Here is a 21,971-nt window from a genome sequence, read left to right as displayed (position 1 = left end):
ACATTCTAGTGGTGGGTGAAACCGGGGCGAATGGGTGGGCCGGAAAATCGTGCCGCATTGAACCAGTCGTTGGCTGGCTCTGAGCCAGTGTTAATCCCGTCCCAAAACCTCGGCCCACCATCTCGAAAAGCGCGTTTCGGTTGCGCTCGTCGCTGAGTAAGGTGCTGGGTGCACAACTGCGAGGCGTCGTACGGGGAGACAGGAGCAGATGGCCGCTGGGTTATTCGAGGGGCAGTATGTGTGGCATCCGGCGGCCGATGACCGCCTGCTCGCGAGCGTATGCGTCGACGTACGCGCCGGCCGATACCGGAGCGCCCGGGAAGCCCTCGCCGAAACACGCGGCGACTTCGGTCTGCGCGCCCACCGCTCCCTGGTCCTCGCCTCCGAGGCCGCCGACTCCGACCTCGCCGAGCGCTGGCTGGCCGAGGAGCCGACCCCCGAGGCGGCGCTGCTGTGGGCGCGGGTGGCGGTGCTGCGGGCGGTGCGCGCAGCCGACGCGAGGGACGATCGGGCCGAGGTGCTGGAGCGGATCGCGCTGACCGCCTGCGACCGGGCGGCGGCGACGAACCCGGCCGATCCCACGCCCTGGGCGGCCCGGCTGGCCATGGCCCGGCTGCACCGGCTGACCGACCCCGCCCCGCGCGGGCTGCTCACCGCGCCGCCCGGCCCCTGGCGGCTGTTCGCGCATGTCCTGTCCCTCGACCCCTGGCACCGCGAGGCCCACCACCGCTTCCTGGCCTGCTTCTTCACCCGCCACGGCGGCTCCGTGAACGCCGCCTGGGACGTCGCCGCCTTCCTCGGCCAGCGCGCACCCGCCGACTCCCCGCTGCGCCTGCTGCCCCTCGTCGCCCTCGTCGAGAGCTACAACCCGACCCAGCTGCTCGCCGAGCGGGTCTGGGAGCAGCCGCAGTGGCGCTCCACCGCCCTCGCGATCTACCAGAACTGGCTGCCCACGATGCCCGGTTACCGCTTCACGCCGGTGCTCGACCTGGCCTACCTGGCGCACGCGCTGGTCATGGGCAAGCGCGAGTTCGAGGCCCGCGCGGTCTTTGCGGCGATGGGGCCGTACGCCTCCCGAATGCCCTGGTCGGCCTTCGGAGAGCCGGCCGACCAGCTGTCCCGCGCCCGCCGCGCCTGCGGCCTTCCCGTCCCCCCGTAGACCCCCCCACCGAGCGAAAGGCCGACCAGTGCCGGAACGGATATCGGACGACGACGCCGTACTTCATGAGATGGGTTACCCGAGGAAACTCACCCGTCGCTTTCAGGCGTTCGACAATTTCGCCATCTCATTCACCATCATCAACATCATTTCCGGAATCTTCTCCGGCTTCGGATTCGGGCTGAATGCCGGAGGTCCCCGCATTCTCGTCTTCGGCTGGATCGGCGTCTCCGTCATGGTGCTCTTCGTCGGCCTCGCCATGGCAGAAGTCGCCTCCGCCTATCCGACGAGCGGCGCCCTGTACTTCTCCGCCGGGAAACTCGCCAGACGGCACAAGGGAGCCTGGTCCTGGTACACCGGCTGGCTCAACTTCGTGGGCCAGATCGGCGGCACCGCCGCCACCGGCTACGCCGCCGCCACCTTCATCCAGGCCTTCATCGCCCTGCAGTGGCCCTCCTACCTGCCGACCACCCACCAGACGGTGCTGATCACGGCACTGCTCATCGTGCTGCAGGGGCTGGCCAACACCTACACCGTCCAGCTGGTCGCGCTCCTCAACCGGATCTCGGTGTGGTGGCTGCTGATCGGTCTCGTGGTGATCGTGGGCGCCCTGATCGTCGGACCCGAGCAGCACCGGTCGGCGTCGTTCGTCACGCATTTCGCGAACAACACCGGTTTCACGAACGGGCTTTACGGCGGGATGCTCGGCCTGCTCGTCACCAGCTGGACCTTCACCGGCTTCGACGGCAGCTTCCACATGTCCGAGGAAACGGTGCGGGCCACGGTCAACGCCCCGAAGGGGATCACACGTGCGATCGGCTACTCGGCGATCACCGGTCTGATCCTGATGCTCGCACTGGTCTACAGCATTCACGACTACGACCATGTGGCGAGCGCATCCGCTCCTCCCGTCCAGATTCTCATCGACGGACTCGGCCTGACCACCGCGAAGGTGCTCCTGCTGATCGTGATCGGCGCGATGCTCTTCTGCGGCCTCGCCAATCTCACCAGCAACACCCGGCAGATCTTCGCCTTCTCCCGCGACGGCGCCATGCCCGGCTCCCGGCTGTGGCACTCGGTCTCGCCGCGCACCCGCACCCCCGTGAAGGCCGTCTGGCTCGCGGTCGCCTGCTCGCTGGCCCTCGTCCTGCCCGGCTGGTGGTCGCACACGGCGTTCACCGCCATCGTCAGCGTCAACGTCGTCGGGCTCTTCCTCGCCTACGCCGTGCCGATCCTGCTCCGGCTGAGCCTCGGCGACGAGTTCCAGCGGGGGCCGTGGCACCTGGGCCGCTGGAGCAAGCCCGTCGGTGTGGTCGCGGTGGCCTGGGTCCTGCTCAGCAGCGCCCTGTTCATGCTCCCGCAGGCCTCGCCGATCACCGCCGACTCCTTCAACTACGCGCCGATCGCCCTCGTCGTCGTCCTGGTCGTCGCCACCGTCTGGTGGTTCGCCACCGCCCGCCGCCGCTTCCAGGGTCCGGTCAGCTACGGCCGCCCCGACGAGGTCGCGGCGATGGACCTGATCTGAGCCCCCTGCCCGGCGCCCGCCCGCGCGCGCCGGGCGCGACGGCCCAGCAGGTCATGCTAGTGGTCCAGACCAATATTGGTGGGCGTGGCCTGGGCCGAAGTGCTGGCAGGAGGTGCCGCCCGCGGCCATAGTTGGCGCACAACCATGCAGCGCAACCGCGCATTTGGACCTGCCCGACTCGGACACCTGGGGGTCGTTCCACCCATGAGCAGAGCCGAACAGCCGTCCCGCAGAACCGTCCTCGCCGCCGCGGTGGCCGCCGCGGTGGTGGGCCCCGCCGTCACCGCCGACGTGGCCGACGCCGAGGAGTCCGCCGTGGCCCCGACCCTTCCCCATTCCGAGGGGACACCCACGGTCGACTACCGTTCCTGGACCACGTACCCGGACTGGCGCGCCGGCGCCGCGCGGGGCACCCGTGCCGTCGCGGGCGCCCGCCCCGGCCTGGTGATCGCCGCCCCGGCCGGCACCACCGACTACACCGACCCGCACACCGGCACGACCGCCGGCTGGGAGTACGCGACCTGGACGTCCCCCGTGCACCGGCTCCGCGTCCCCGCCACCGAGGTGATCGCCTCCTGGAACGCACACACCCCGGCCGGCACCTGGCTCCAGGTCGAACTGCACGGCACGTACTCCGACGGCACGCAGACCCCCTGGTACGTGATGGGCCGCTGGGCGGCCGGTGACCAGGACATCAAGCGGACCTCGGTGGACGACCAGAAGGACGGCAAGAGCGCCATCTGGACGGACACCTTCGCCATCGACGACGCGACGACCGGCCTGCGCCTGGTCTCGTACCGCCTCCGCCTCACCCTCTACCGCAAGCCCGGCACCAAGCTCACCCCCACGGTGTGGCGGCTCGGCGCGATGGGCTCGGACATCCCCGACCGCTTCACCGTCCCGGCGTCGACGCCCGGCCTCGTCAGGGAACTGATCGTCCCGCGCTACTCGCAGGAGATCCACAAGGGCCAGTACCCCGAGTACGACAACGGCGGCGAGGCCTGGTGCAGCCCCACCTCCTCGCAGATGATCATCGAGTACTGGGGAGGCCGCCTCACCCGCGAGCAACTGGCCTGGGTGGACCCGAGCTACGCCGACCCACAGGTCGACCATGCGGCCCGCTTCACCTACGACTACCAGTACCAGGGCTGCGGCAACTGGCCCTTCAACGCCGCCTACGCGGCCACCTACAAGGACCTGCAGGGCGTGGTCACCCGGCTCGGCTCGCTCACCGACCTGGAGACGCTGATCGCGGCCGGCATCCCGGCCATAACGTCACAGTCGTTCCTCAAGGAGGAGCTGACGGGGGCGGGTTACGGCACCGCGGGCCACCTGATGACCGTCATCGGCTTCACCGCCGACGGCGATGTGATCGCCAACGACCCGTTCTCGCCGAGCGACGACGCCGTGCGCCGGGTCTACAAGCGGCGCGAGTGGGAGAACATCTGGCTCAGGACCAAGCGGTACAACGCCTCCGGCAAGGTCGTCTCCGGCACCGGCGGTGTCTGCTACCTGTACTTCCCGGCCCGGCCCACACCCCGCCAGCGCAAGGCGCTCGCGAGGGTCGGCGTGCACTGAAGGCCAGGCGGAAGGCCCGGGAAGCCGGGACCTTCCGCCTGTGACCGACGTCTCCGCCGCGAAAGTCCCTCCCGATGGCAAGGTGGACAGAACCCCCTGGGGGAGTTCACCGCCCGCCCGACCTCAGCGAGACGCCATGACCGCACACCCGGCCGCCGCCGCCCGCACCGGCGGCCCCGAGCAGGACGGCCCGAAGATCCTCGAGCACGTCATGGGCTGGACCCTCGTCATGGTCGTCGCGATGCTCGTCACCCAACTCGGCCTGCTGTGATCTGACGCCGGCACAGCCCCGTTCTTCCCAGCGGCCACACGTCGAGTGGACTCGAACGAGTGGACGTGGTTGTTCTGACATACTGCGGATGTCCCGCAGCCTGCCCGAGACCAGGGTCGAAATTGAAGATCAGCGAACAGAGCGGCGCCACCCGACCCCGGGCGCGCGGCACCGAGCGCTCGCTGGCGCGCCGAGCCGAACTCATCGCCATCGGGCGGAAGTTGTTCGCCGACAGGTCGTACGACGCGCTCTCGATGGACGACATCGCACGGCAGGCGCATGTCGCCAAGGGGCTGATCTACTACTACTTCCAGTCCAAGCGCGGCTACTACCTGGCGATCATCAACGATTCGGTCGCCGACCTGGTCACCTTCGCGGCGAGCGAGGTCGAACTGGAGCAGCTGGACCGGGTCCATCGCACGATGGAGGGCTATCTGCGCTACGCCGAGCACAACCAGGCCGCCTTCCGGGCGGTCGTCAGCGGCGGCGTCGGCTTCGATGCCGAGGTGCATGCCATCCGGGACGGTGTACGTGAGGCGATAGTGGCGACCGTCGCCGAAGGGGCGTACGGACGCACGGACATCGCCCCGCTGGCCCGCATGGGCCTGTTCGCCTGGGTGTGCGGCGTGGAGGGCGCCACCCTCGACTGGATCGACCGCCCCCGGCTGTCCCGCGAACAGATGCGCGAACTCCTGGTCAAGCAGCTCGGCGGCGCCCTGCGTGCCATCGAGGAACTGGACCCGGCCTACCCCGCTCCGGCTCCGGCCCGCCGCGACACCTGAGCGAGGGGCGAAGGCTCCCGCACGCCCGGAGCCCTGCTGGTTCCCGTACGTCACTTCCGTCACGCCGAGGCCCTGGCGCATCCCGTCACGTTCCGCTGGACATCGCATGCAGTCAGTGGCCGGGATATTCTTGAAGTAAGCGGTCGTTAACTGGTGACGGGATGCCTGCAATCGGGCATACTCACAGCGCACAGCCGCTGGTCAGCAGCTTCCGAGACCCGGAAGAGCGGAGCATCGGCCGGAACCGGAAAGACCCGGCGGAGCCGCCCACACCCAAGGCGCACGTCGGCCGATGTGCCCGAACAGGGAGGAGAGCGTCGCCATGCCCGACCGCGCCCCGCAGCCGGTGGACCGTCAACTGCCCACGGACGAGGCCCGGGATCTGATCTCGCTCGTCCGCGACATCGCCCAGCGCGAGATCGCCCCGAAGGCGGCCGAGGAGGAGGACGCCGGACGCTTTCCGCGCGAGGTCTTCACGCTGCTGTCGGAGTCGGGACTGCTCGGCCTGCCGTACGACTCCGAGTACGGCGGCGGTGATCAGCCCTACGAGGTCTACCTCCAGGTCCTCGAGGAACTCGCCGCGGCCCGTCTCACCGTCGGCCTCGGCGTCAGCGTGCACACGCTCGCCTCCTATGCGCTCGCCGCCTACGGCAGCAAGGAACAGCAGGTCGAGCATCTGCCCGCGATGCTGGGCGGCGGCCTGCTGGGCGCCTACTGCCTGTCCGAGCCGTCGTCCGGGTCCGATGCCGCCTCTCTTCGTACGAAGGCGGTGCGCGACGGCGAGGACTGGGTGATCACCGGCACGAAGGCCTGGATCACGCACGGCGGGATCGCCGACTTCTACACGGTCATGGCCCGGACGGGGGAGGAGGGGCCGCGCGGCATCACCGCCTTCCTGGTCCCGGGTGACGCCGAGGGCCTGAGCGGCGCGATGCCCGAGAAGAAGATGGGGATGAAGGGCTCACCCACCGCGCAGGTGCACCTCGACGGGGTCCGTGTCCCGGACGAGCGGCGCATCGGCGAGGAGGGCCAGGGCTTCGCGATCGCCCTGTCCGCGCTCGACTCCGGCCGACTCGGCATCGCCGCCTGCGCGATCGGCCTCGCCCAGGCGGCGCTGGACGAGGCGGTCGCGTATGCCACCGGGCGGCAGCAGTTCGGGCGGCCCATCGCCGACTTCCAGGGGCTGCGCTTCATGCTCGCCGACATGGCGACCCAGATCGAGGCGGGTCGGGCCCTGTATCTGGCGGCGGCGCGGCTGCGCGACGCGGGGCGGCCGTTCGCCAAGCAGGCGGCCATGGCCAAGCTGCACTGCACGGACACCGCGATGAAGGTGACCACGGACGCCGTCCAGGTCCTCGGCGGCTACGGCTACACAGCGGACTTCCCGGTGGAGCGCTATATGCGCGAGGCCAAGGTGCTGCAGATCGTCGAGGGCACCAACCAGATCCAGCGCATGGTCATCGCCCGTCACCTTGCGGGTCCTGAAACGCGCTGAACTGCCCTCTGGTGACCTGCGGGGCCGCCAGCCTGATCCACTCCGGGTCGTGGCGGCCCGGCAGGGTGCGGCCCCGGTCGGCCCAGGCGCGCATCAGATCGCGGTAGATCGGCGGGTCCTGCAGATGCGGCGGCACCGGCAGGGCCGTTCCTGCGGGTGGCGGAACGAACACGCGGCGCTGACGCCCGATCACGGAATAGGTGGGGGTCATACCAGGGCAACGCGGAGGTAGGCGGACAGGTCACCCATCCGCGGAATCGAGCGTGCGTTCCCGGACGTCCGGCTCCCTCTCTGGCCTCCGCCAGCTGTCTGACGTACCGTCAGCCCAGCCGTCTCCAGGGAGGTTTGGCGTGGCCGACGACCGCCCCGTACCACTCGACGAATACCCCGTGCACCAGGTCCCGCTGTCCATGAAGCACATGGCGACCGGGGACCGGAACGCCTACGACCGCTGCATCTTCCACGTCCTCGACCACGAGGGGCGCGCCCTGCTCGTCGTGGGCCTCGGGGTCTACCCCAACCTCGGCGTGATCGACGCATACGCGACCATGCGGACCGGGGACGCCCTGCACGCCGTGCGTGCCTCGGACGCCCTCGGCGAGGACCGCATGCGGCTCGCCGTCGGCCCGCTCAGGATCGAGGTCGAGGAGCCGCTGCGGCGGCTGCGGCTGGTGGGTGACGACGACCTGTTGTCGTACGACCTCACCTGGACCGCCGCCTTCCCCGCCCTGTGGGAACCCCACCACCTTCAGCGCCGCGGCGAGCGGCTCACCCTCGAAGGGCGCCGTTTCGTCCAGGCGGGCGGTGTGGAGGGCGTGATCCGCGCCGCGGGTGAGGAGTTCCGGGTCACCGCCGACGGGTGGACCGGCACCCGCGACCGCAGCTGGGGCGTGCGGCCCATACCGGGGGAGGAGGGCGGCCGCCTCGCGGTGGAGCATCCGACCGAGGGCTTCCACTGGGTGTGGTGCCCGGTGCGCTTCGAGGACCGCTTCCTCATGGTCATCGTCCAGGAGGACGCCGACGGCTACCGCTCCCTGAACGACGCCACCCTGGTCCGCCCCGGCCACCGCGACCGCCAACTCGGCTGGCCCCAGCCGGAGATCACCTACCGCTCCGGCACCCGCCACCCGGACCGCGCCCTCATCCACCTCGGCGACCTGCGCAAACCGCAGGAACTGGAGGTCGAGATCCTCACCTCCTCGCCGCTCGCGATCGGCGCCGGATACCCGCCCGCCGACGACTGGCAGCACGGCACCTGGCGTGGCCGCGGCTGGACGGACCGCCGTACCTACGACCTGACCCAGCCGCACGCCCCGGCCGCCTACGGGGTCACCGACCATGCCGCCCGCTTCCGGCTGGACGGCCGGACGGGCCACGGCATCTTCGAGCACGGCTCGTTCGGGCGGCATGATCCGAGCGGGTTCACGGACTTCACTTCGGTCGCACCATAGGCGGTATGTGACATGGCACCCACTGCACCCCGCCCCCGCACCACCACCCGGGACCCGGAGGAGCTCGCCCGCCGCCTCACCGCCTGGCTCTCGACCCGGCTGCCCGGCGCCAAGGCGGCCGGCGTCACCGTCCCCGAATCCAACGGCATGTCCAGCGAGACCCTGCTCTTCGACATCGAGCACCCCGAACCGCCCGTGCGCCGCTGCGCGTTGAGACTCGCGGCGGACCCGGCGGCGTACACCGTCTTCCCGGTGTACGACATGCCGCGCCAGTACCGCACGATGCGCGTCGTGGCGGAGCACTCGGACCTGCCCGTGCCCAAGGTGCTGTGGCTGGAGGAGGATCCCGGGCCGCTCGGGGCACCCTTCTTCGTGATGGAGCGCGTCGAGGGCCGCGTGCCGCCCGACGTCATGCCCTACACCTACGAGGGCAACTGGCTGCACGCGGCGAGCGACGCCGAGCGCGGGCACCTGGAGGCGGCCTCCATCGGGCTGCTGGCCCGACTCCACGACCAAGTGCCGCCGAAGGCCGCCGAGTTCCTCGCACTTCCCGGCGAGGGCGACGCCCTGCGCCGCCATGTCGCCGCCCAACGCGCCTACTACGACTGGGTCGTCGAAGGACGCGCCCGCTCACCCCTCATCGAGGCCGCGTTCGACCGACTGGAGGCACTCTGGCCGAGCGATCCGGGCACACCGGTGCTCAACTGGGGCGACGCACGCATCGGGAACGTCGTCTACGACGGCTTCGAGCCCGCCGCCGTCCTCGACTGGGAGATGGCTGCCCTGGCCCCGCGCGAGGTCGACCTCGGCTGGACCGTCTATCTGCACCGCTTCTTCCAGGACCTCACGGTCGCCTTCGGCCAGCCGGGGCTGCCGGACTTCCTGCGCCGCGACCGGATCGAGGCCCGTTACGCCGAACTCACCGGCCACACACCGCGCGACATGGACTTCCACACCGTGTACGCCGCGCTGCGGCACGCGATCGTCATGCTGCGGGTCGCCTACCGGCAGGTGCACTTCGGGGAGGCAGCCGTTCCGGCGGATCCGGACACACTGATCCTGCACCACGGCAGCCTGCGGGCCATGGTGCAGGGCAGCTACTGGAATTGAGCGAGGCGGTTCAGGCGGCCTGACGGCGCATCGCCGGCACCCGCATCGGGCGCGAGCCCGGTCCGCCGACGTGCGAGAACGGCTGCGTCCGCCAGTCGAGCCCCTGAGGGAGCGTCAACAGGAGGGCGGTGCCCTGCTCCTGGGGCTCGGCCGACTCGTCCGCGGAGCGGGCCTCGGCCGCCCGGCGGCCGGTGCCGGCGCAGACCGTGAGGCCGAACGGGTTCCACGGCGAGGCGCACAGCGCGTGCTCCGGCAGGACCTGCTCGTCCGCCAGCAGGGCGATGGGCTGCGCACAGTCCGGGCAGATCACCCGGTACATCTCGAAGGTGTCGTACGCGTCGAGTTCGTCCTCGAAGGCGTCGGGTTCGACGCCCTCCGGCTCGGGCTCGACGACCGCCTGGAGCCGCTTGGGTGCGGTACGACCAGGGCGCTTAAGACTCTGCATGGGTTCTCCCCCTCGGGTGGGCCGTTCGGGCACTGCGGCCTCGACCACAGCAAGCACTTCCCGCCCCATGTCGGCGGTAATCACGGGAGCATCACGGAGACGTCTCGGCGGCTGTGTCCTTCGTCACATGCCGCCCGCAGGTGCCCGGCGCGGACGATTTGTCCCCCGGACGGCTCACGGACCGCTCTCGGGCACATCACAAAGCGGGTATGACCTGGACTGCTCAGGTATCCGAGGAGATCAAGCGCACTGTAGGTTCTTGCCTCATGGAGGAGCTGGACCGTCAAATCGTGCAGCTGCTCGTCAAGGACGGGCGGATGAGCTACACAGACCTGGGCAAGGCCACGGGCCTGTCCACGTCGGCCGTGCACCAGCGGGTGCGGCGGCTTGAACAGCGTGGCGTCATCCGCGGCTATGCCGCGGTGGTCGACCCCGAGGCCGTCGGGCTGCCCATGACCGCGTTCATCTCGGTCAAACCCTTCGACCCCAGCGCCCCCGACGACATCTCGGACCGCCTGGCCGGGGTCCCCGAGATCGAGGCCTGCCACAGCGTCGCGGGCGACGAGAACTACATCCTCAAGGTGCGCGTGGCCACCCCGCACGAACTGGAGGAGCTGCTGGCGCGGCTGCGCACGCTGGCGGGCGTCTCGACGCGTACGACGGTGGTCCTTTCCACGCCCTACGAGGCGCGGCCGCCGCGGATCTGACCGGTCCTACGGGCAGGACGGCCGGGCCGGGGCCGACCTGCGTACCGGAGGGCCCCGGTGAGGCGCGAGACTGTTCCCCATGAATGAGCGCAGCCCCGAGCCGAACACCGTCCTGCTCCGCCGCGGAGAGGTCCACAGCCCCGCCGACCCCTTCGCGACCGCGATGGTCGTGGAGCGCGGCCAGGTCGCCTGGGTCGGCTCGGAGGGCGCCGCGGACGCCTTCGCGGACGGTGTCGACGAGGTGGTCGACCTGGACGGCGCCCTCGTCACCCCGGCCTTCACCGACGCCCATGTGCACACCACCTCCACCGGCCTCGCGCTCACCGGCCTCGACCTGTCCGACGCGCCCTCCCTGGAGGCCGCCCTCGCCCTGGTACGGGACTTCGCGGCGGCCCGCCCGCAGGACAAGGTGCTGCTCGGGCACGGCTGGGACGCCGCCCGATGGCCCGGCGGCCGGCCCCCGACGCGCGCGGAACTCGACGAGGCCGCCGGAGGCCGTCCCCTTTATCTCTCCCGCATCGACGTCCACTCGGCGGTCGTCACCACGGCCCTGCTCGACCTGGCCCGCGGTGTCGCCGCGGCGGACGGCCCGCTGACCTCCGACGCCCACCACGCCGTACGCGCCGCGGCGTTCGCAGCCGTGACGCCGGCCCAGCGCACCGAGGCTCAGCGCACCGCGCTCGCGCATGCCGCCTCCCTCGGTATCGGCTCGGTCCACGAGTGCGCGGGACCCGAGATCTCCTCCGAGGACGACTTCACCGGACTGCTCCGGCTCGCGGCCGAGGAGGGGGGACCGCGAGTGGTCGGATACTGGGCGGAACGGGCCGAAGAAGGGGTGGAGAAGGCACACGAGCTCGGTGCTGCGGGCGCCGCCGGTGACCTCTTCGTCGACGGCGCCCTCGGCTCGCACACCGCCTGTCTGCACACGCCGTACACCGACGCCGACCACACGGGCACCGCCTACCTGGATGCCGCCGCGGTGGCCGCCCATGTGGTGGCCTGCACCGAGGCGGGCCTCCAGGCGGGCTTCCACGCGATCGGCGACGCGGCCGTGACCACGGTCGTCGACGGTGTGCGCGCCGCCGCCGAGAAGGTCGGCCTGGCCCGCGTCCGCGCCGCCCGCCACCGTGTCGAGCACGCTGAGATGCTCACCGCCGAGACGATCGCGGCCTTCGCCGAGCTGGGCCTGACCGCCTCCGTGCAGCCCGCCTTCGACGCGCTGTGGGGCGGCGCGGACGGCATGTACGCGCAGCGCCTGGGTGCGGACCGGGCCCGCACCCTGAACCCCTTCGCGGCCCTGCTCAGGGCGGGCGTCCCGCTCGCGTTCGGCTCCGACAGCCCGGTCACGCCGCTCGACCCGTGGGGCACGGTCCGCGCCGCCGCCTTCCACCGCACGCCCGAGCACCGTGTCTCCGTGCGGGCCGCGTTCACGGCTCACACCCGCGGTGGCTGGCGGGCGATCGGGCGGGACGACGCGGGCGTCCTGGTGCCCGGCGTGCCCGCGGACTACGCCGTGTGGCGCACCGACGAGCTGGTGGTCCAGGCTCCCGACGACCGGGTCGCCCGCTGGTCCACCGACCCCCGCTCCGGCACCCCCGGCCTGCCCGACCTCAGCCCCGGCCGCGACCTGCCGGTCTGTCTGCGCAGCGTGGTCGGCGGGCGGACGGTGTTCGTACGGCCGGGCGAGTGATCTCCCGGGGTGGCGCGGCGCCGATCGACGCCCCCGGCGGTGTCGCACGACCTGCGTATCCTCCGCCCTGACCAGGGCATTGATGCAGAATGCGCAGGTCAAACGGCTGTTGACAGCCGATGGCAGGGGGCCGGTAGGTTCGGCCGAGTCCACCACCGGACGCCCGACCGGGGAACTTCCGCGCACTCGTCGCAGCGCCGCTGGGTCAGGGACGGTGTGCCGCACCGGGGCACCGCCACTGGGAGCCAGGCTCAGCGCCCGCGCCGCGACGGGAGGAGAGTTCCGGCCGGTCGGGGAGGTGTGACCCGGGTGGGGCCCGGGCTCAGTAGACAACGGCTTTCGGTCGACCCGCAGCCAGCGGGCCCCAGGTCGGCCCGAAGGGCGCCGGGCCCCCATCCGTAGATCCGCGAACCTGCCCAAAGACGCGCTCTTACCCCGCTCTTGTGGAATCGACACCACTATACGAACGTCCTGTCACGTCATCGCAGGCCGTGGCCACTATGGTGGACATCTGCGTACGGAGACGAAGGGGCAGCAGTGAACGACGGCGACGGGACCCTCACGGCAAAGGCCCAGGGGGGGCAGTTCGGCCCGCTCGGCACGGCCTTGGTGATCATTCCGACCTACAACGAGGCGGAGAACATCAAGTCGATCGTCGGTCGGGTGCGGAAGGCGGTCCCCGAGGCTCACGTCCTCGTGGCCGACGACAACAGCCCCGACGGCACCGGCAAGCTCGCGGACGAACTGGCCGTCGAGGACGACCACGTCCAGGTGCTGCACCGCAAGGGCAAGGAGGGCCTCGGCGCTGCGTACCTCGCGGGCTTCCGCTGGGGCCTGGACAACGGCTACGGCGTCCTGGTCGAGATGGACGCCGACGGCTCCCACCAGCCCGAGGAACTGCCCCGGCTGCTCACCGCGCTCAAGAGCGCCGACCTGGTCCTCGGCTCCCGCTGGGTGCCCGGCGGCCGGGTGGTGAACTGGCCCAAGAGCCGCGAGTTCATCTCCCGCGGCGGCAGCCTCTACTCCCGCCTCGCCCTCGGCCTGCCGCTGCGCGACATCACCGGCGGCTACCGCGCCTTCCGTCGCGAGACCCTCGAAGGCCTCGGCCTCGACCAGGTGGTTTCCCAGGGCTACTGCTTCCAGGTCGACCTGGCCCGCCGCGCGGTCAAGGCCGGCTACCACGTCGTCGAGGTGCCCATCACCTTCGTCGAGCGTGAACTGGGCGACTCCAAGATGAGCCGCGACATCCTCGTCGAGGCCCTGTGGAGGGTCACGGCGTGGGGCGTGGGCGAGCGGGTCGCCAAGATCACGGGCCGCGGCAAGAAGGCCTGACCGTCGTCCCTGCGCACAGGACCCGCAAGCGGTCTCGCAGGCACGGTTGATCATTCGCTTATGCCGCACTGAGCCGGGCCCAGGCACACTGGACGCATGACGACAGGTGCTCCGACCCCCACGCATCCGACCCGGCCCCGGCGCTCCCGGCTGCGGACCTTCCTTCCGCTCGGCGTCGCGGCCTGGGCGGTGCTGGAGATCTGGCTGCTGACCGTGGTCGCGGGCGCGTCGAGCGGGTTGACCGTGTTCCTGCTGCTGCTCGCGGGCTTCGTGTTCGGAGCTGCGGTGATCAAGAAGGCGGGTCGGCGCGCCTTCCAGAACCTCAACGAGACGCTGCAGCGCGGCGGCACCCCACAGGGCGGTGGCGGCAACGGCCTGCTGATGCTCGGCGGCCTGCTCCTGATGATCCCCGGTCTGATCTCGGACGCGGTGGGTCTGCTTCTGCTGATCCCCCCGGTCCAGAAGGCCCTGAGCCGCTTCACCGAGCGCACCCTCGACCGCAAGCTGCGCGCGGCCGGTCCCGGCAGCTTCGGTGACGCCTTCCAGCAGGCCCGCATCCACCGCCCCGACGGCAAGGTCGTCCAGGGCGAGGTCATCAGGGACGAGCGGGATGGCGACGTCCCACAGGGCCCGCGACCGCCGCTGACCCACTGAGACCGCGGCAGGACACACGACTGCGGGCGTCCACGTGAGACCACGTGGACGCCCGCAGTCGCTTGCGTGCGTAGTTGGTCCGCCCGACCCCGGCAGGACTAGGCCGACTTGCGGCTGTCCCGCGGGTGAACCGCGATGTTCATCGCGCCCGAACGGAGAACGGCCAGGCGCTCCTCGAGGACCTCTTCGAGTTCCTCGCGGGTGCGCCGCTCCATCAGCATGTCCCAATGCGTACGCGCGGGCTTGGCCTTCTTTTCCTCAGGGCCGTCGCCGTCAACGAGGAGTGCCTGGGCCCCGCAGACCTTGCACTCCCACTCCGGCGGAATTTCCGCCTCGACCGAGAAGGGCATCTCGAACCGGTGCCCCTTCTCGCATGCGTACTCCACGGCCTGGCGCGGGGCCAGGTCGATGCCGCGGTCCGTCTCGTAGCTGGTCACCACGAGGCGCGTGCCGCGAAGAGCTCGCTCACTCATGAATCGTGCCTCCCGGGCTTGTCGCCCACAGGACAGGTGTCGCTGTCGTCGTCATCCGGTCAACGTCCGGTCGGCGGTAAAGATTCCCGTTGCGTGTCCCGTTCCGGGTCATGCGTCGCCGTCGTAGCCGCCCCTTGTTGTACCCACCAGCGCCCGGTTTGTCACATCTACTAGCAGATGTCACCCAGCGTTTCGGCATCTTTGACGCGCAGTAACGGTACGCCTGGCAGGCCAAACGCGTACACTACAGCCCTTTCGCCGTGAGTGCTAAATCCTCTCGGGAACCGGATTGCCCGCAACCAGGATCGCCTGCCGCACCGGAACCCTTGCGAGCAGGGCAAACCCGATGACGAAGAAGGCCACGAGCGAGATGATCGCGTCGCGATAACTTCCGGTCAGCTGGTAGGTGATCCCGAACAGAAGGGGTCCAAGCCAACTCATGCCCCGGTCGCTCATCTCGTACGCCGAGAAGTACTCGGCCTCCTTGCCGGGCGGGACCAGATGCGAGAACAGGGAGCGGGACAGGGCCTGGCTGCCGCCCAGCACGAGGCCGATCCCGGCCGCCAGCACGAAGAACCACACCGGCGCCCCGGCCGGCAGGAAGTACCCGGCCGCCAAAGTCACCGTCCATGCCACCAGCGAGCCGAGGATGGTGCGCTTGGCTCCGTACGTCCGGGCCAGCCTTCCCATCCCCAGCGCGCCCGCCACCGCCAGCACCTGGACCATCAGCACGGCTGTGATGAGCGTGGACTGGCTCAGGCCCAGCTCCTGAGAGCCGTACACCGACGCCTGGGAGATCACCGTCTGGATGCCGTCGTTGTAGATGAGATAGGCGAGCAGGAAGCCCAGGGTGAGCGGTTTGCCACGCATGTCCCGGACGGTGGACGCCAGCTGCCGCCAGCCGTGCACCGCGGGCGCCGAGGACGTCGTACGGCGATCGCGCAGCCGCTTCAGCGGTATGAGGGTGAAGGCGCCCCACCACAGGCCCGCGGAGGCCAGGCAGATGCGGACCGCCGTCGACTCGGAGACGCCGAAGGAGTCGTGCCCGGTGAACAGCACCAGGTTCACGATCAGCATCGAGGAGCCGGCCGCGTAGCCGAAGGCCCAGCCGCGCGAGGAGACCCGGTCGCGATCCTCGGGCGGCGCGATCTGTGGCAGATAGGAGTTGTAGACGACCATCGAGACGGCCACGGACGAGTTGGCGACGATCAGCAGGAGGCCGCCCAGAAGGTAGCGGTCCCCGGACAGGAAGAACAGGCCCGTGGTGGCCGTCGCGCCCACGTAGGCGCAGGCGGCGAGCAGCGGCTTCTTCCGTCCCGTGCGGTCGGCGGCCGCGCCCACCAGTGGCATCACGAGGATCGACACGATCACCGACGCGGAGACGCAGTACGCGAAGAACGATCCGGCGCGCACCGGTATGCCCAGCGGATGCACGAATCCGTCCGTGTCCGCCGCCGACTTGGCCACCGCCGTCAGATAGGGGCCCAGGAACACGGTGAGCACGCTCGTCGAGTAGACGGAGCAGGCCCAGTCGTAGAAGTACCAGCCGCGCTGCTCGCGCTGCCGGTCGATGACGTCCGTACGCACGGTGTCGGCGCTCACCCGTGCCCTCGCTTCCCCGCTGAAGTGCCGTGCGAAGGCTCGGGGCGGGGGCCGGGTGCTCAGGACCAGACGCCGCGTTCTTCCATGACCTTGCGCAACGTGTCGATGTGATCGGTCATGATGCCATCGACTCCCAGGTCCAGGAGCCGGTGCATGCGGTCGGGCTCGTTGATGGTCCACACGTGCACCTGCAGCCCGCGCGCGTGGGCCGCGCGGACGAAGCGGTGGTCGACGACCTGGATGCCGGACTGCGCCTCGGGCACCTGCGCGGCGACCGCGGAGGCGCGCAGTGCGGCCGGCACGCCCCAGGAGCGCAGCCGCAGGTTCAGCACGCCACGCGTGCCGTACGACGTCGCCAGGCGCGGACCGGCCAGCCGCTGGGCACGTACCACGCGTGCCTCGGAGAAGGAGCCGACGCAGATCCGGTCCCACGCGCGCGTGCGCTCGATCAGGTCCAGGAAGGGGTGGAGGGAGGACTCCGCCTTCAGGTCGACGTTCCAGCGCACCTCGGGGAAGGTCTCCAGTAGCTCCTCGAAGAGCGGCACCGGCTCCTTGCCCGCCACGCGCGCGTGGCTCACGTCCTTCCACGGCAGGTCGGCTATGCGCCCGGCGCCGTCCGTCACCCGGTCCAGGGTCGAGTCGTGGAAGGCGACCAGCTTGCCGTCCGCCGTGGTGTGGACGTCGGTCTCGATGTAGCGGTAGCCCGCCCCCACTGCCCGCCGGAACTGCAGCACGGTGTTCTCCAGGCCTTCCGCGGCCCCGCCCCGGTGGGCGAAGGCGATCGGGCCGGGATGGTCGAGATAGGGGTGGCGTATCCGCGTGGTCACCGTCGAAGTATGGCCCTGCGGGGTTGCCCTTCGGCAACGACCGTGCTGCTGCCGGATGCCGACGGGACGTCGAACACCCGCAGGAAGAGCTGGGCGAGCGGGCCGATCGACACCGCGTAGAGGACCGTGCCGATGCCGACGGTGCCGCCGAGGGTGAAGCCCGTGGCGACGACCGCCACCTCGATCGCCGTCCGCATCAGACGGATCGAGCGGCCGGTACGCCGGTGCAGGCCCGTCATCAGCCCGTCCCGCGGGCCCGGCCCGAAACGGGCGGAGATGTAGAGCCCGGTGGCCACGCCGTTGAGCAGGATGCCGGCCAACAGGAGAGGGATCCGTACGGCCAGGGAGTGCACGGCCGGGACGAGGGCGAGCGTGCCGTCCATGGCGAGGCCGACCACGAAGACGTTGGAGACCGTGCCGAGGCCCGGGCGCTGGCGCAGCGGGATCCACAGCAGCAGCACCGCCGCGCCCACGACGATCGACACGACACCGATGGTCAGGCCGGTGAGCCTGGCCAGGCCCTGGTGCAGCACCCCCCAGGGTTCGAGTCCCAGGCCCGCCTCCACGAGGAGTGCGGAACTCACGCCGTAGAGCGCGAGGCCGACGTAGAGCTGGATCAACCGTCGCCCGAGACGGTTCTTCGTGGACAAGAGGTGCCCCCCTGTGGTCGCAGTGGCCTGGTTCGTGACACCCTGTGGCTTAGGTGGAAACTTCATCCATGGCCAATCCGGGGAAGGTGGACTGATTTCCATGGCGACGTGGACTTCGGCGATGGGGGCCTCGCAGCTCGCCCGGCTGCTCAACTCCCAGCAGGACCGCCCGGCCGGGCCCGGCACCCGCCGCCCGCCCGCCTACCGTGCCCTGGCCGACGGCATCCGGCTGCTGGTGCTGGAGGGCCGCGTTCCGGTGGCCGCCAGGCTGCCCGCCGAGCGGGAGCTGGCCCTGGCCCTGTCCGTCAGCCGTACGACGGTCGCGGCGGCCTACGAGGCGCTGCGCACCGAGGGGTTCCTGGAGTCCCGGCGCGGCGCGGGCAGCTGGACCGCCGTACCGGCCGGAAACCCGCTCCCCGCGCGCGGCCTGGAGCCCCTGCCGCCGGAGGCCCTGGGGTCGATGATCGACCTGGGGACCGCGGCGCTCCCCGCGCCGGAGCCATGGCTGACCCGCGCCGTCCAGGGCGCCCTGGAGGAACTTCCGCCGTACGCCCACACGCACGGTGACTATCCGGCTGGGTTGCCCGCGCTGCGCTCGATGATCGCCGACCGGTACACCGCGCGCGGGATCCCGACGATGCCCGAGCAGATCATGGTGACGACGGGAGCCATGGGGGCGATCGACGCCATCTGTCACCTCTTCGCGGGCCGGGGCGAGCGCGTCGCCGTCGAGTCGCCGTCGTACGCCAACATCCTCCAGCTGATGCGTGAGGCGGGGGCACGGCTGGTGCCCGTGGCGATGGCCGAGGGCCTGGCCGGCTGGGACCTGGACCGCTGGCGGCAGGTACTGCGCGATGCTGCACCCCGGATCGCGTACATCGTCGCCGACTTCCACAATCCGACCGGCGCACTCGCCGACGACGACCAGCGGCGTCAGCTCGTGGAGGCGGCCAGGTCGGCGGGGACGGTGCTGATCGCCGACGAGACGATGAGCGAGCTGTGGCTGGACGAAGGCGTCGAGATGCCGCGGCCCGTGTGCGGCTTCGACCCGGCCGGGTCCACGGTGATCACCGTCGGATCGGCCAGCAAGGCCTTCTGGGCGGGGATGCGCATCGGCTGGGTGCGCGCGGCACCGGATGTGATCCGCAGCCTGGTCGCCGCGCGCGCGTACGCCGATCTGGGCACCCCCGTGCTGGAGCAGCTCGCCGTGAACTGGCTGTTCAGCACGGGAGGCTGGGAGGAGGCCGTGGAGGTCCGGCGCAGCCAGGCCCGGGAGAACAGGGACGCGCTGGTCGCCGCGGTGCGGCGGGAGCTGCCCGACTGGGGGTTCGAGGTCCCGAGCGGCGGACTGACGCTGTGGGTGCGGACCGGGGGTCTGTCGGGCTCCCGGCTCGCGGAGGTGGGGGAGCGGGTCGGGGTGCGGGTGCCGTCCGGGCCGCGCTTCGGGGTGGACGGTGCCTTCGAGGGGTATGTGCGGCTGCCGTTCACCGTGGGCGGTGCGCTGGCCGACGAGGCGGCGATGCGGCTGGCTGCGGCGGTTCGGTTGGTGCAGAGCGGGGCGTCGGGGGGCGGGGAGTCGCCACGGACGTTCGTGGCGTAGCTGCGGGCTGGGTGCCGTTCTCCAGGGCTGCGGCATCCGGCGGCGGAACCTACTGCGCCTCCGCCGCCATGGCGTCCGCGGGCACCGGCTCTGCCTCGGCCGGCTCCTCGTCGATGGGCACGGCCTCGACCGGCACGGCCTCGACCGGCACGGTCTCGAACGGCTTGGCCTCGGCGGACTCCTGGTCGGCCGGCGTGGTCCGCGGCGGCAGCAGCGCCAGTACCGCCTTGCGGTGCGCGTCGCTCGCCGTGTCGTCGTACGGGTCCGGAGTCGACGGCACCTGAAGCCGGTGCACCGGGCCCGTGCCGAGACGGGCGTAGCCGCGGCCGGGCGGGACCTCGGCGGCCGGAGTGGTGGACGGCAGGGCACCGAGGACCCCTGACAGCTGCTCCGCCGTGGCGGGGCCCAGCACGACACGCGCGCGCGTGTGCTGCCGTACGTCGTCGCTCAGCGTTTCGGCGTGGTCGAACTGCTCCCCCACCACCACCGTCACATTCACCGCCCGGCCGTGCCGGAGCGGGACCTGGAGCAGGGACTGCGGGTCCTCACGGCCGTCCGCGGCGGCGAGATGGGTGAAGGCGCTCGGGCGGTCCAGGAGGAGCCACAGGGGACGCTTGGTGTCCTCCGGCGGTGGCTGTCCGGCCTGACGGGCGCGGTTCGCGGCGATCAGACGGCGCTCCGTCTCGAGGGCGGCCCACTCGAGGCTCGTCAGCGCCCCGGTCAGGCCGCACTCGACGGCCAGGACACCGTCCCGGCCAGTCAGGCACGCGTACTCGCCGGTGCCGCCCTCGACGATCACGACGTCGCCGTGCTGGAGCGCCTGCACAGCGATGGAGCGGAGCAGGGTCGAGGTGCCGCTGCCGGGCTGGCCCATGATCAGCAGGTGCGGTTCGGTGGAGCGGATGCCGGTGCGCCAGACGACCGGCGGAACGTCACGTCTGTGCTCTCCGTAGGTGAGGGGAAGCGTGCGCTGGACCTGGGTGGGGTCCGTGAAGCCGAGGACCGTCTCGCCCGGCGCCGTGACGAATCGCTGGGCGGCGATGTCGGTGGGCAGTGGGGGCAGCACCGTGACGGTCAGCTCGTTGCCCTCTTCCTCCCATGCGAAGTGGTATTCGCGGCCGCGCCCCGACTTGGCGTGCAGCAGCTGTTCGATCCGCGCGCGGGACTCGGCCTCGCCGTCGGTGAAGTACGCCGGGTAGCGGATCTGGAGCCGGGTGACACGACCCGACTCGTCGAACTCGTACGCGGGGAAGGCCTTCTCCCACTCGCCGCCGTGGGCGTACAGCGGCGAGGGGTCCTCGGCGATCGAGAAGTACGGGATCAGGGCCTCGTACAGCGACTTGAGGCGCTGCACCTGGGACTCGTCCGGCCCTTCGGGCGCCGCGGGCCGGCGGTCCCGGCCGTGCAGGGCTGCCGCCGTCATCAGGCCGATGACGGCGAGCAGGGGGCCGTACGGCACGAGTGCCACGACCAGGATCACGGAGGCCGCCAGGAACAGCAGCGGCCCACGCCGGTCCTTCGGGGTGTCGGCCCACCTGTGCCGCCCGGCCGCCGCCAGTCGGCGCAGACCTCGGGTGATCGTGATCAGCGGGTGGAGGACGTCGGTGGCGCTGTCGGCCGCCGTCCGCGCCAGCTCCCGGCTCCGGGCGATCTGCATCCGGGCGATCTGCGCGTTGTCCTTGCTCAGGATGCGGGGGAGGGGGCGCCGGGCCACTGCATTCTCCTGGTGGTGCGTGCGTGCGTGCGTGCGGGAGGGCGGCGTCAGAACTTGATGCCGCCGAGGAGACTCGCGAGGCTCTCGCCGCCGGCCTTGATGCTCGGGGCGATCGCCGTGCTCGCGAGGTAGAAGCCGAACAGGGCCGAGACCAGCATGTGCGAGGCCTTCAGGCCGTCCTTGCGGAAGAAGAGGAAGACGATGATGCCGAGCAGGACCACGCCGGAGATGGACAGGATCATTTTTTTCTCCTGGTTCACGGGGACAGTCACCATGAGTACTTCCAGGATCACAGCATGTATCCATAGTATTAAAGGTGCAAATGGATGAATCTCGGCAGATTTCCCTCAAGTGGTCGAGCCGGCTCGGGCCGGCCGGCCCGAACCCCCGTGGCCTGCCTGGTCTGTGGTGATCTTTACCTCCGGCGCACCGGGTCATGTACCGCGGAAGCCAGTACCCTGGCGATTCACCTGAACGGTTGTATTGAGAGGCGGTCCGGCCGATGACAGAAGCCCCCGACCCCGAGGTCGTGGAGCTGGCGACCAAGATCTTCGATCTGGCCCGGCAGGGGCAGACCGAGGCGCTCGTGGCGTACGTCGACGCGGGTGTTCCGGCCAACCTCACCAACGACCGTGGTGACTCGCTCGTGATGCTCGCCGCCTACCACGGACACGCGGACGCGGTACGCGCCCTGCTCGCCCGGGGTGCGGAGGGCGACCGGATCAACGACCGGGGCCAGACCCCGCTCGCCGGGGCCGTCTTCAAGGGCGAGACGGACGTCATCAAGGCCCTCCTGGAGGGCGGTGCCGATCCGGCCGCGGGCACCCCGTCGGCCGTCGACACGGCGCGGATGTTCGGCAAGACGGAACTGCTCGAGTTGTTCGGCGCACACTGATCCGAACGTTC

The 21,971-nt window shown here is 70.9% G+C and carries 22 protein-coding genes; 14 read left to right on the top strand and 8 right to left on the bottom strand.

The features are described from left to right. Window positions 1–208 precede the first annotated feature (208 nt). The 6 genes from AB0N07_RS16645 (at window position 209) to AB0N07_RS16620 (ending at window position 6,810) form a co-directional block, all read left to right on the top strand. Window positions 209–1,159: a hypothetical protein gene (locus tag AB0N07_RS16645; protein WP_365835494.1), complete on the top strand. Its 951-nt coding sequence runs from the start codon at window positions 209–211 to the stop codon at window positions 1,157–1,159. 70 nt (window positions 1,160–1,229) lie between these two features. After that, on the top strand, window positions 1,230–2,684 hold the full coding sequence (locus AB0N07_RS16640) for an amino acid permease (RefSeq protein WP_365835492.1): 1,455 nt from the start codon (window positions 1,230–1,232) through the stop codon (window positions 2,682–2,684). 204 nt (window positions 2,685–2,888) lie between these two features. Next, a complete protein-coding gene (locus AB0N07_RS16635) occupies window positions 2,889–4,262 on the top strand; it encodes a peptidase C39 family protein (RefSeq protein ID WP_365835490.1) in 1,374 nt (457 codons plus the stop codon). A 136-nt stretch (window positions 4,263–4,398) separates the two neighbouring features. Next, window positions 4,399–4,533 carry an SCO1431 family membrane protein gene (locus AB0N07_RS16630; protein ID WP_365835488.1) on the top strand — a complete coding sequence of 45 codons (135 nt, stop codon included), beginning with the start codon at window positions 4,399–4,401 and terminating at the stop codon, window positions 4,531–4,533. A 122-nt stretch (window positions 4,534–4,655) separates the two neighbouring features. Next, a complete protein-coding gene (locus AB0N07_RS16625) occupies window positions 4,656–5,315 on the top strand; it encodes a helix-turn-helix domain-containing protein (RefSeq protein WP_365835486.1) in 660 nt (219 codons plus the stop codon). A gap of 322 nt (window positions 5,316–5,637) precedes the next feature. Next, window positions 5,638–6,810 carry an acyl-CoA dehydrogenase family protein gene (locus AB0N07_RS16620; protein ID WP_365835484.1) on the top strand — a complete coding sequence of 391 codons (1,173 nt, stop codon included), beginning with the start codon at window positions 5,638–5,640 and terminating at the stop codon, window positions 6,808–6,810. On the opposite strand, the gene AB0N07_RS16615 is transcribed toward AB0N07_RS16620, so the two are convergent. After that, window positions 6,773–7,021, bottom strand: coding sequence for a hypothetical protein (locus tag AB0N07_RS16615; protein WP_365835482.1), 249 nt, complete (start codon window positions 7,019–7,021; stop codon window positions 6,773–6,775). The genes AB0N07_RS16620 and AB0N07_RS16615 overlap by 38 nt on opposite strands. A 139-nt stretch (window positions 7,022–7,160) precedes the next feature. On the opposite strand from AB0N07_RS16615, the gene AB0N07_RS16610 reads away from it, so the two are divergent. Together AB0N07_RS16610 and AB0N07_RS16605 are read left to right on the top strand one after the other, a co-directional pair. After that, window positions 7,161–8,261, top strand: coding sequence for a hypothetical protein (locus AB0N07_RS16610; RefSeq protein WP_365835480.1), 1,101 nt, complete (start codon window positions 7,161–7,163; stop codon window positions 8,259–8,261). 12 nt (window positions 8,262–8,273) lie between these two features. Continuing rightward, window positions 8,274–9,371: a phosphotransferase family protein gene (locus tag AB0N07_RS16605; protein ID WP_365835478.1), complete on the top strand. Its 1,098-nt coding sequence runs from the start codon at window positions 8,274–8,276 to the stop codon at window positions 9,369–9,371. A 10-nt stretch (window positions 9,372–9,381) separates the two neighbouring features. On the opposite strand, the gene AB0N07_RS16600 is transcribed toward AB0N07_RS16605, so the two are convergent. Then, window positions 9,382–9,816: a hypothetical protein gene (locus AB0N07_RS16600; RefSeq protein WP_030946714.1), complete on the bottom strand. Its 435-nt coding sequence runs from the start codon at window positions 9,814–9,816 to the stop codon at window positions 9,382–9,384. Between the two features lie 266 nt (window positions 9,817–10,082). On the opposite strand from AB0N07_RS16600, the gene AB0N07_RS16595 reads away from it, so the two are divergent. From AB0N07_RS16595 to fxsA, 4 genes are all read left to right on the top strand, one after another. Next, on the top strand, window positions 10,083–10,523 hold the full coding sequence (locus AB0N07_RS16595; protein ID WP_030946711.1) for an Lrp/AsnC family transcriptional regulator: 441 nt from the start codon (window positions 10,083–10,085) through the stop codon (window positions 10,521–10,523). 79 nt (window positions 10,524–10,602) lie between these two features. Further along, the gene (locus AB0N07_RS16590; protein WP_365835476.1) at window positions 10,603–12,213 is read left to right on the top strand and encodes an amidohydrolase; all 1,611 of its coding nucleotides are present in this window, start codon (window positions 10,603–10,605) and stop codon (window positions 12,211–12,213) included. Between the two features lie 537 nt (window positions 12,214–12,750). Next, window positions 12,751–13,545, top strand: a complete 795-nt coding sequence (locus AB0N07_RS16585) for a polyprenol monophosphomannose synthase (RefSeq protein WP_365835473.1) — start codon at window positions 12,751–12,753, stop codon at window positions 13,543–13,545. 96 nt (window positions 13,546–13,641) lie between these two features. Next, entirely contained in the window at window positions 13,642–14,199 is a 558-nt protein-coding gene (gene fxsA / locus AB0N07_RS16580; protein ID WP_365835471.1) for an FxsA family membrane protein, read from the top strand. 98 nt (window positions 14,200–14,297) lie between these two features. Here fxsA and AB0N07_RS16575 read toward each other — a convergent pair whose 3' ends face one another. The 4 genes from AB0N07_RS16575 to AB0N07_RS16560 all read right to left on the bottom strand — a co-directional run bounded on the left by AB0N07_RS16575 (window position 14,298) and on the right by AB0N07_RS16560 (window position 17,751). Next, window positions 14,298–14,672: an RNA polymerase-binding protein RbpA gene (locus AB0N07_RS16575; protein WP_003977404.1), complete on the bottom strand. Its 375-nt coding sequence runs from the start codon at window positions 14,670–14,672 to the stop codon at window positions 14,298–14,300. Between the two features lie 267 nt (window positions 14,673–14,939). Next, window positions 14,940–16,274: an MFS transporter gene (locus tag AB0N07_RS16570; protein WP_365835469.1), complete on the bottom strand. Its 1,335-nt coding sequence runs from the start codon at window positions 16,272–16,274 to the stop codon at window positions 14,940–14,942. A 59-nt stretch (window positions 16,275–16,333) separates the two neighbouring features. Beyond that, window positions 16,334–17,101, bottom strand: a complete 768-nt coding sequence (locus AB0N07_RS16565) for a glycerophosphodiester phosphodiesterase (RefSeq protein WP_365835467.1) — start codon at window positions 17,099–17,101, stop codon at window positions 16,334–16,336. After that, window positions 17,098–17,751 carry a hypothetical protein gene (locus AB0N07_RS16560; RefSeq protein ID WP_365835465.1) on the bottom strand — a complete coding sequence of 218 codons (654 nt, stop codon included), beginning with the start codon at window positions 17,749–17,751 and terminating at the stop codon, window positions 17,098–17,100. The genes AB0N07_RS16565 and AB0N07_RS16560 overlap by 4 nt, the downstream gene beginning before the upstream one ends. A 100-nt stretch (window positions 17,752–17,851) precedes the next feature. Between AB0N07_RS16560 and AB0N07_RS16555 the strand changes: the two genes are divergently transcribed. Beyond that, complete coding sequence (locus AB0N07_RS16555) at window positions 17,852–19,351, top strand: PLP-dependent aminotransferase family protein (RefSeq protein ID WP_365835463.1); 1,500 nt, start codon at window positions 17,852–17,854, stop codon at window positions 19,349–19,351. A 49-nt stretch (window positions 19,352–19,400) separates the two neighbouring features. Here the strand turns inward: AB0N07_RS16555 and AB0N07_RS16550 are convergent, their stop codons facing one another. Beyond that, the gene (locus AB0N07_RS16550; protein WP_365835461.1) at window positions 19,401–21,065 is read right to left on the bottom strand and encodes an ATP-binding protein; all 1,665 of its coding nucleotides are present in this window, start codon (window positions 21,063–21,065) and stop codon (window positions 19,401–19,403) included. Between the two features lie 47 nt (window positions 21,066–21,112). Then, the gene (locus AB0N07_RS16545) at window positions 21,113–21,307 is read right to left on the bottom strand and encodes a hypothetical protein (RefSeq protein WP_099934012.1); all 195 of its coding nucleotides are present in this window, start codon (window positions 21,305–21,307) and stop codon (window positions 21,113–21,115) included. A 260-nt stretch (window positions 21,308–21,567) separates the two neighbouring features. Here AB0N07_RS16545 and AB0N07_RS16540 point away from each other — a divergent pair, with 260 nt between their 5' ends. Next, complete coding sequence (locus AB0N07_RS16540) at window positions 21,568–21,960, top strand: ankyrin repeat domain-containing protein (RefSeq protein WP_123963814.1); 393 nt, start codon at window positions 21,568–21,570, stop codon at window positions 21,958–21,960. Window positions 21,961–21,971: the final 11 nt, after the last annotated feature.

Source organism: Streptomyces sp. NPDC051172 (assembly GCF_040682555.1).
Lineage (GTDB): Bacteria > Actinomycetota > Actinomycetes > Streptomycetales > Streptomycetaceae > Streptomyces.
Note: the sequence above shows the minus strand (reverse complement) of the source record. Positions and strands in the feature narration are given on the sequence as shown.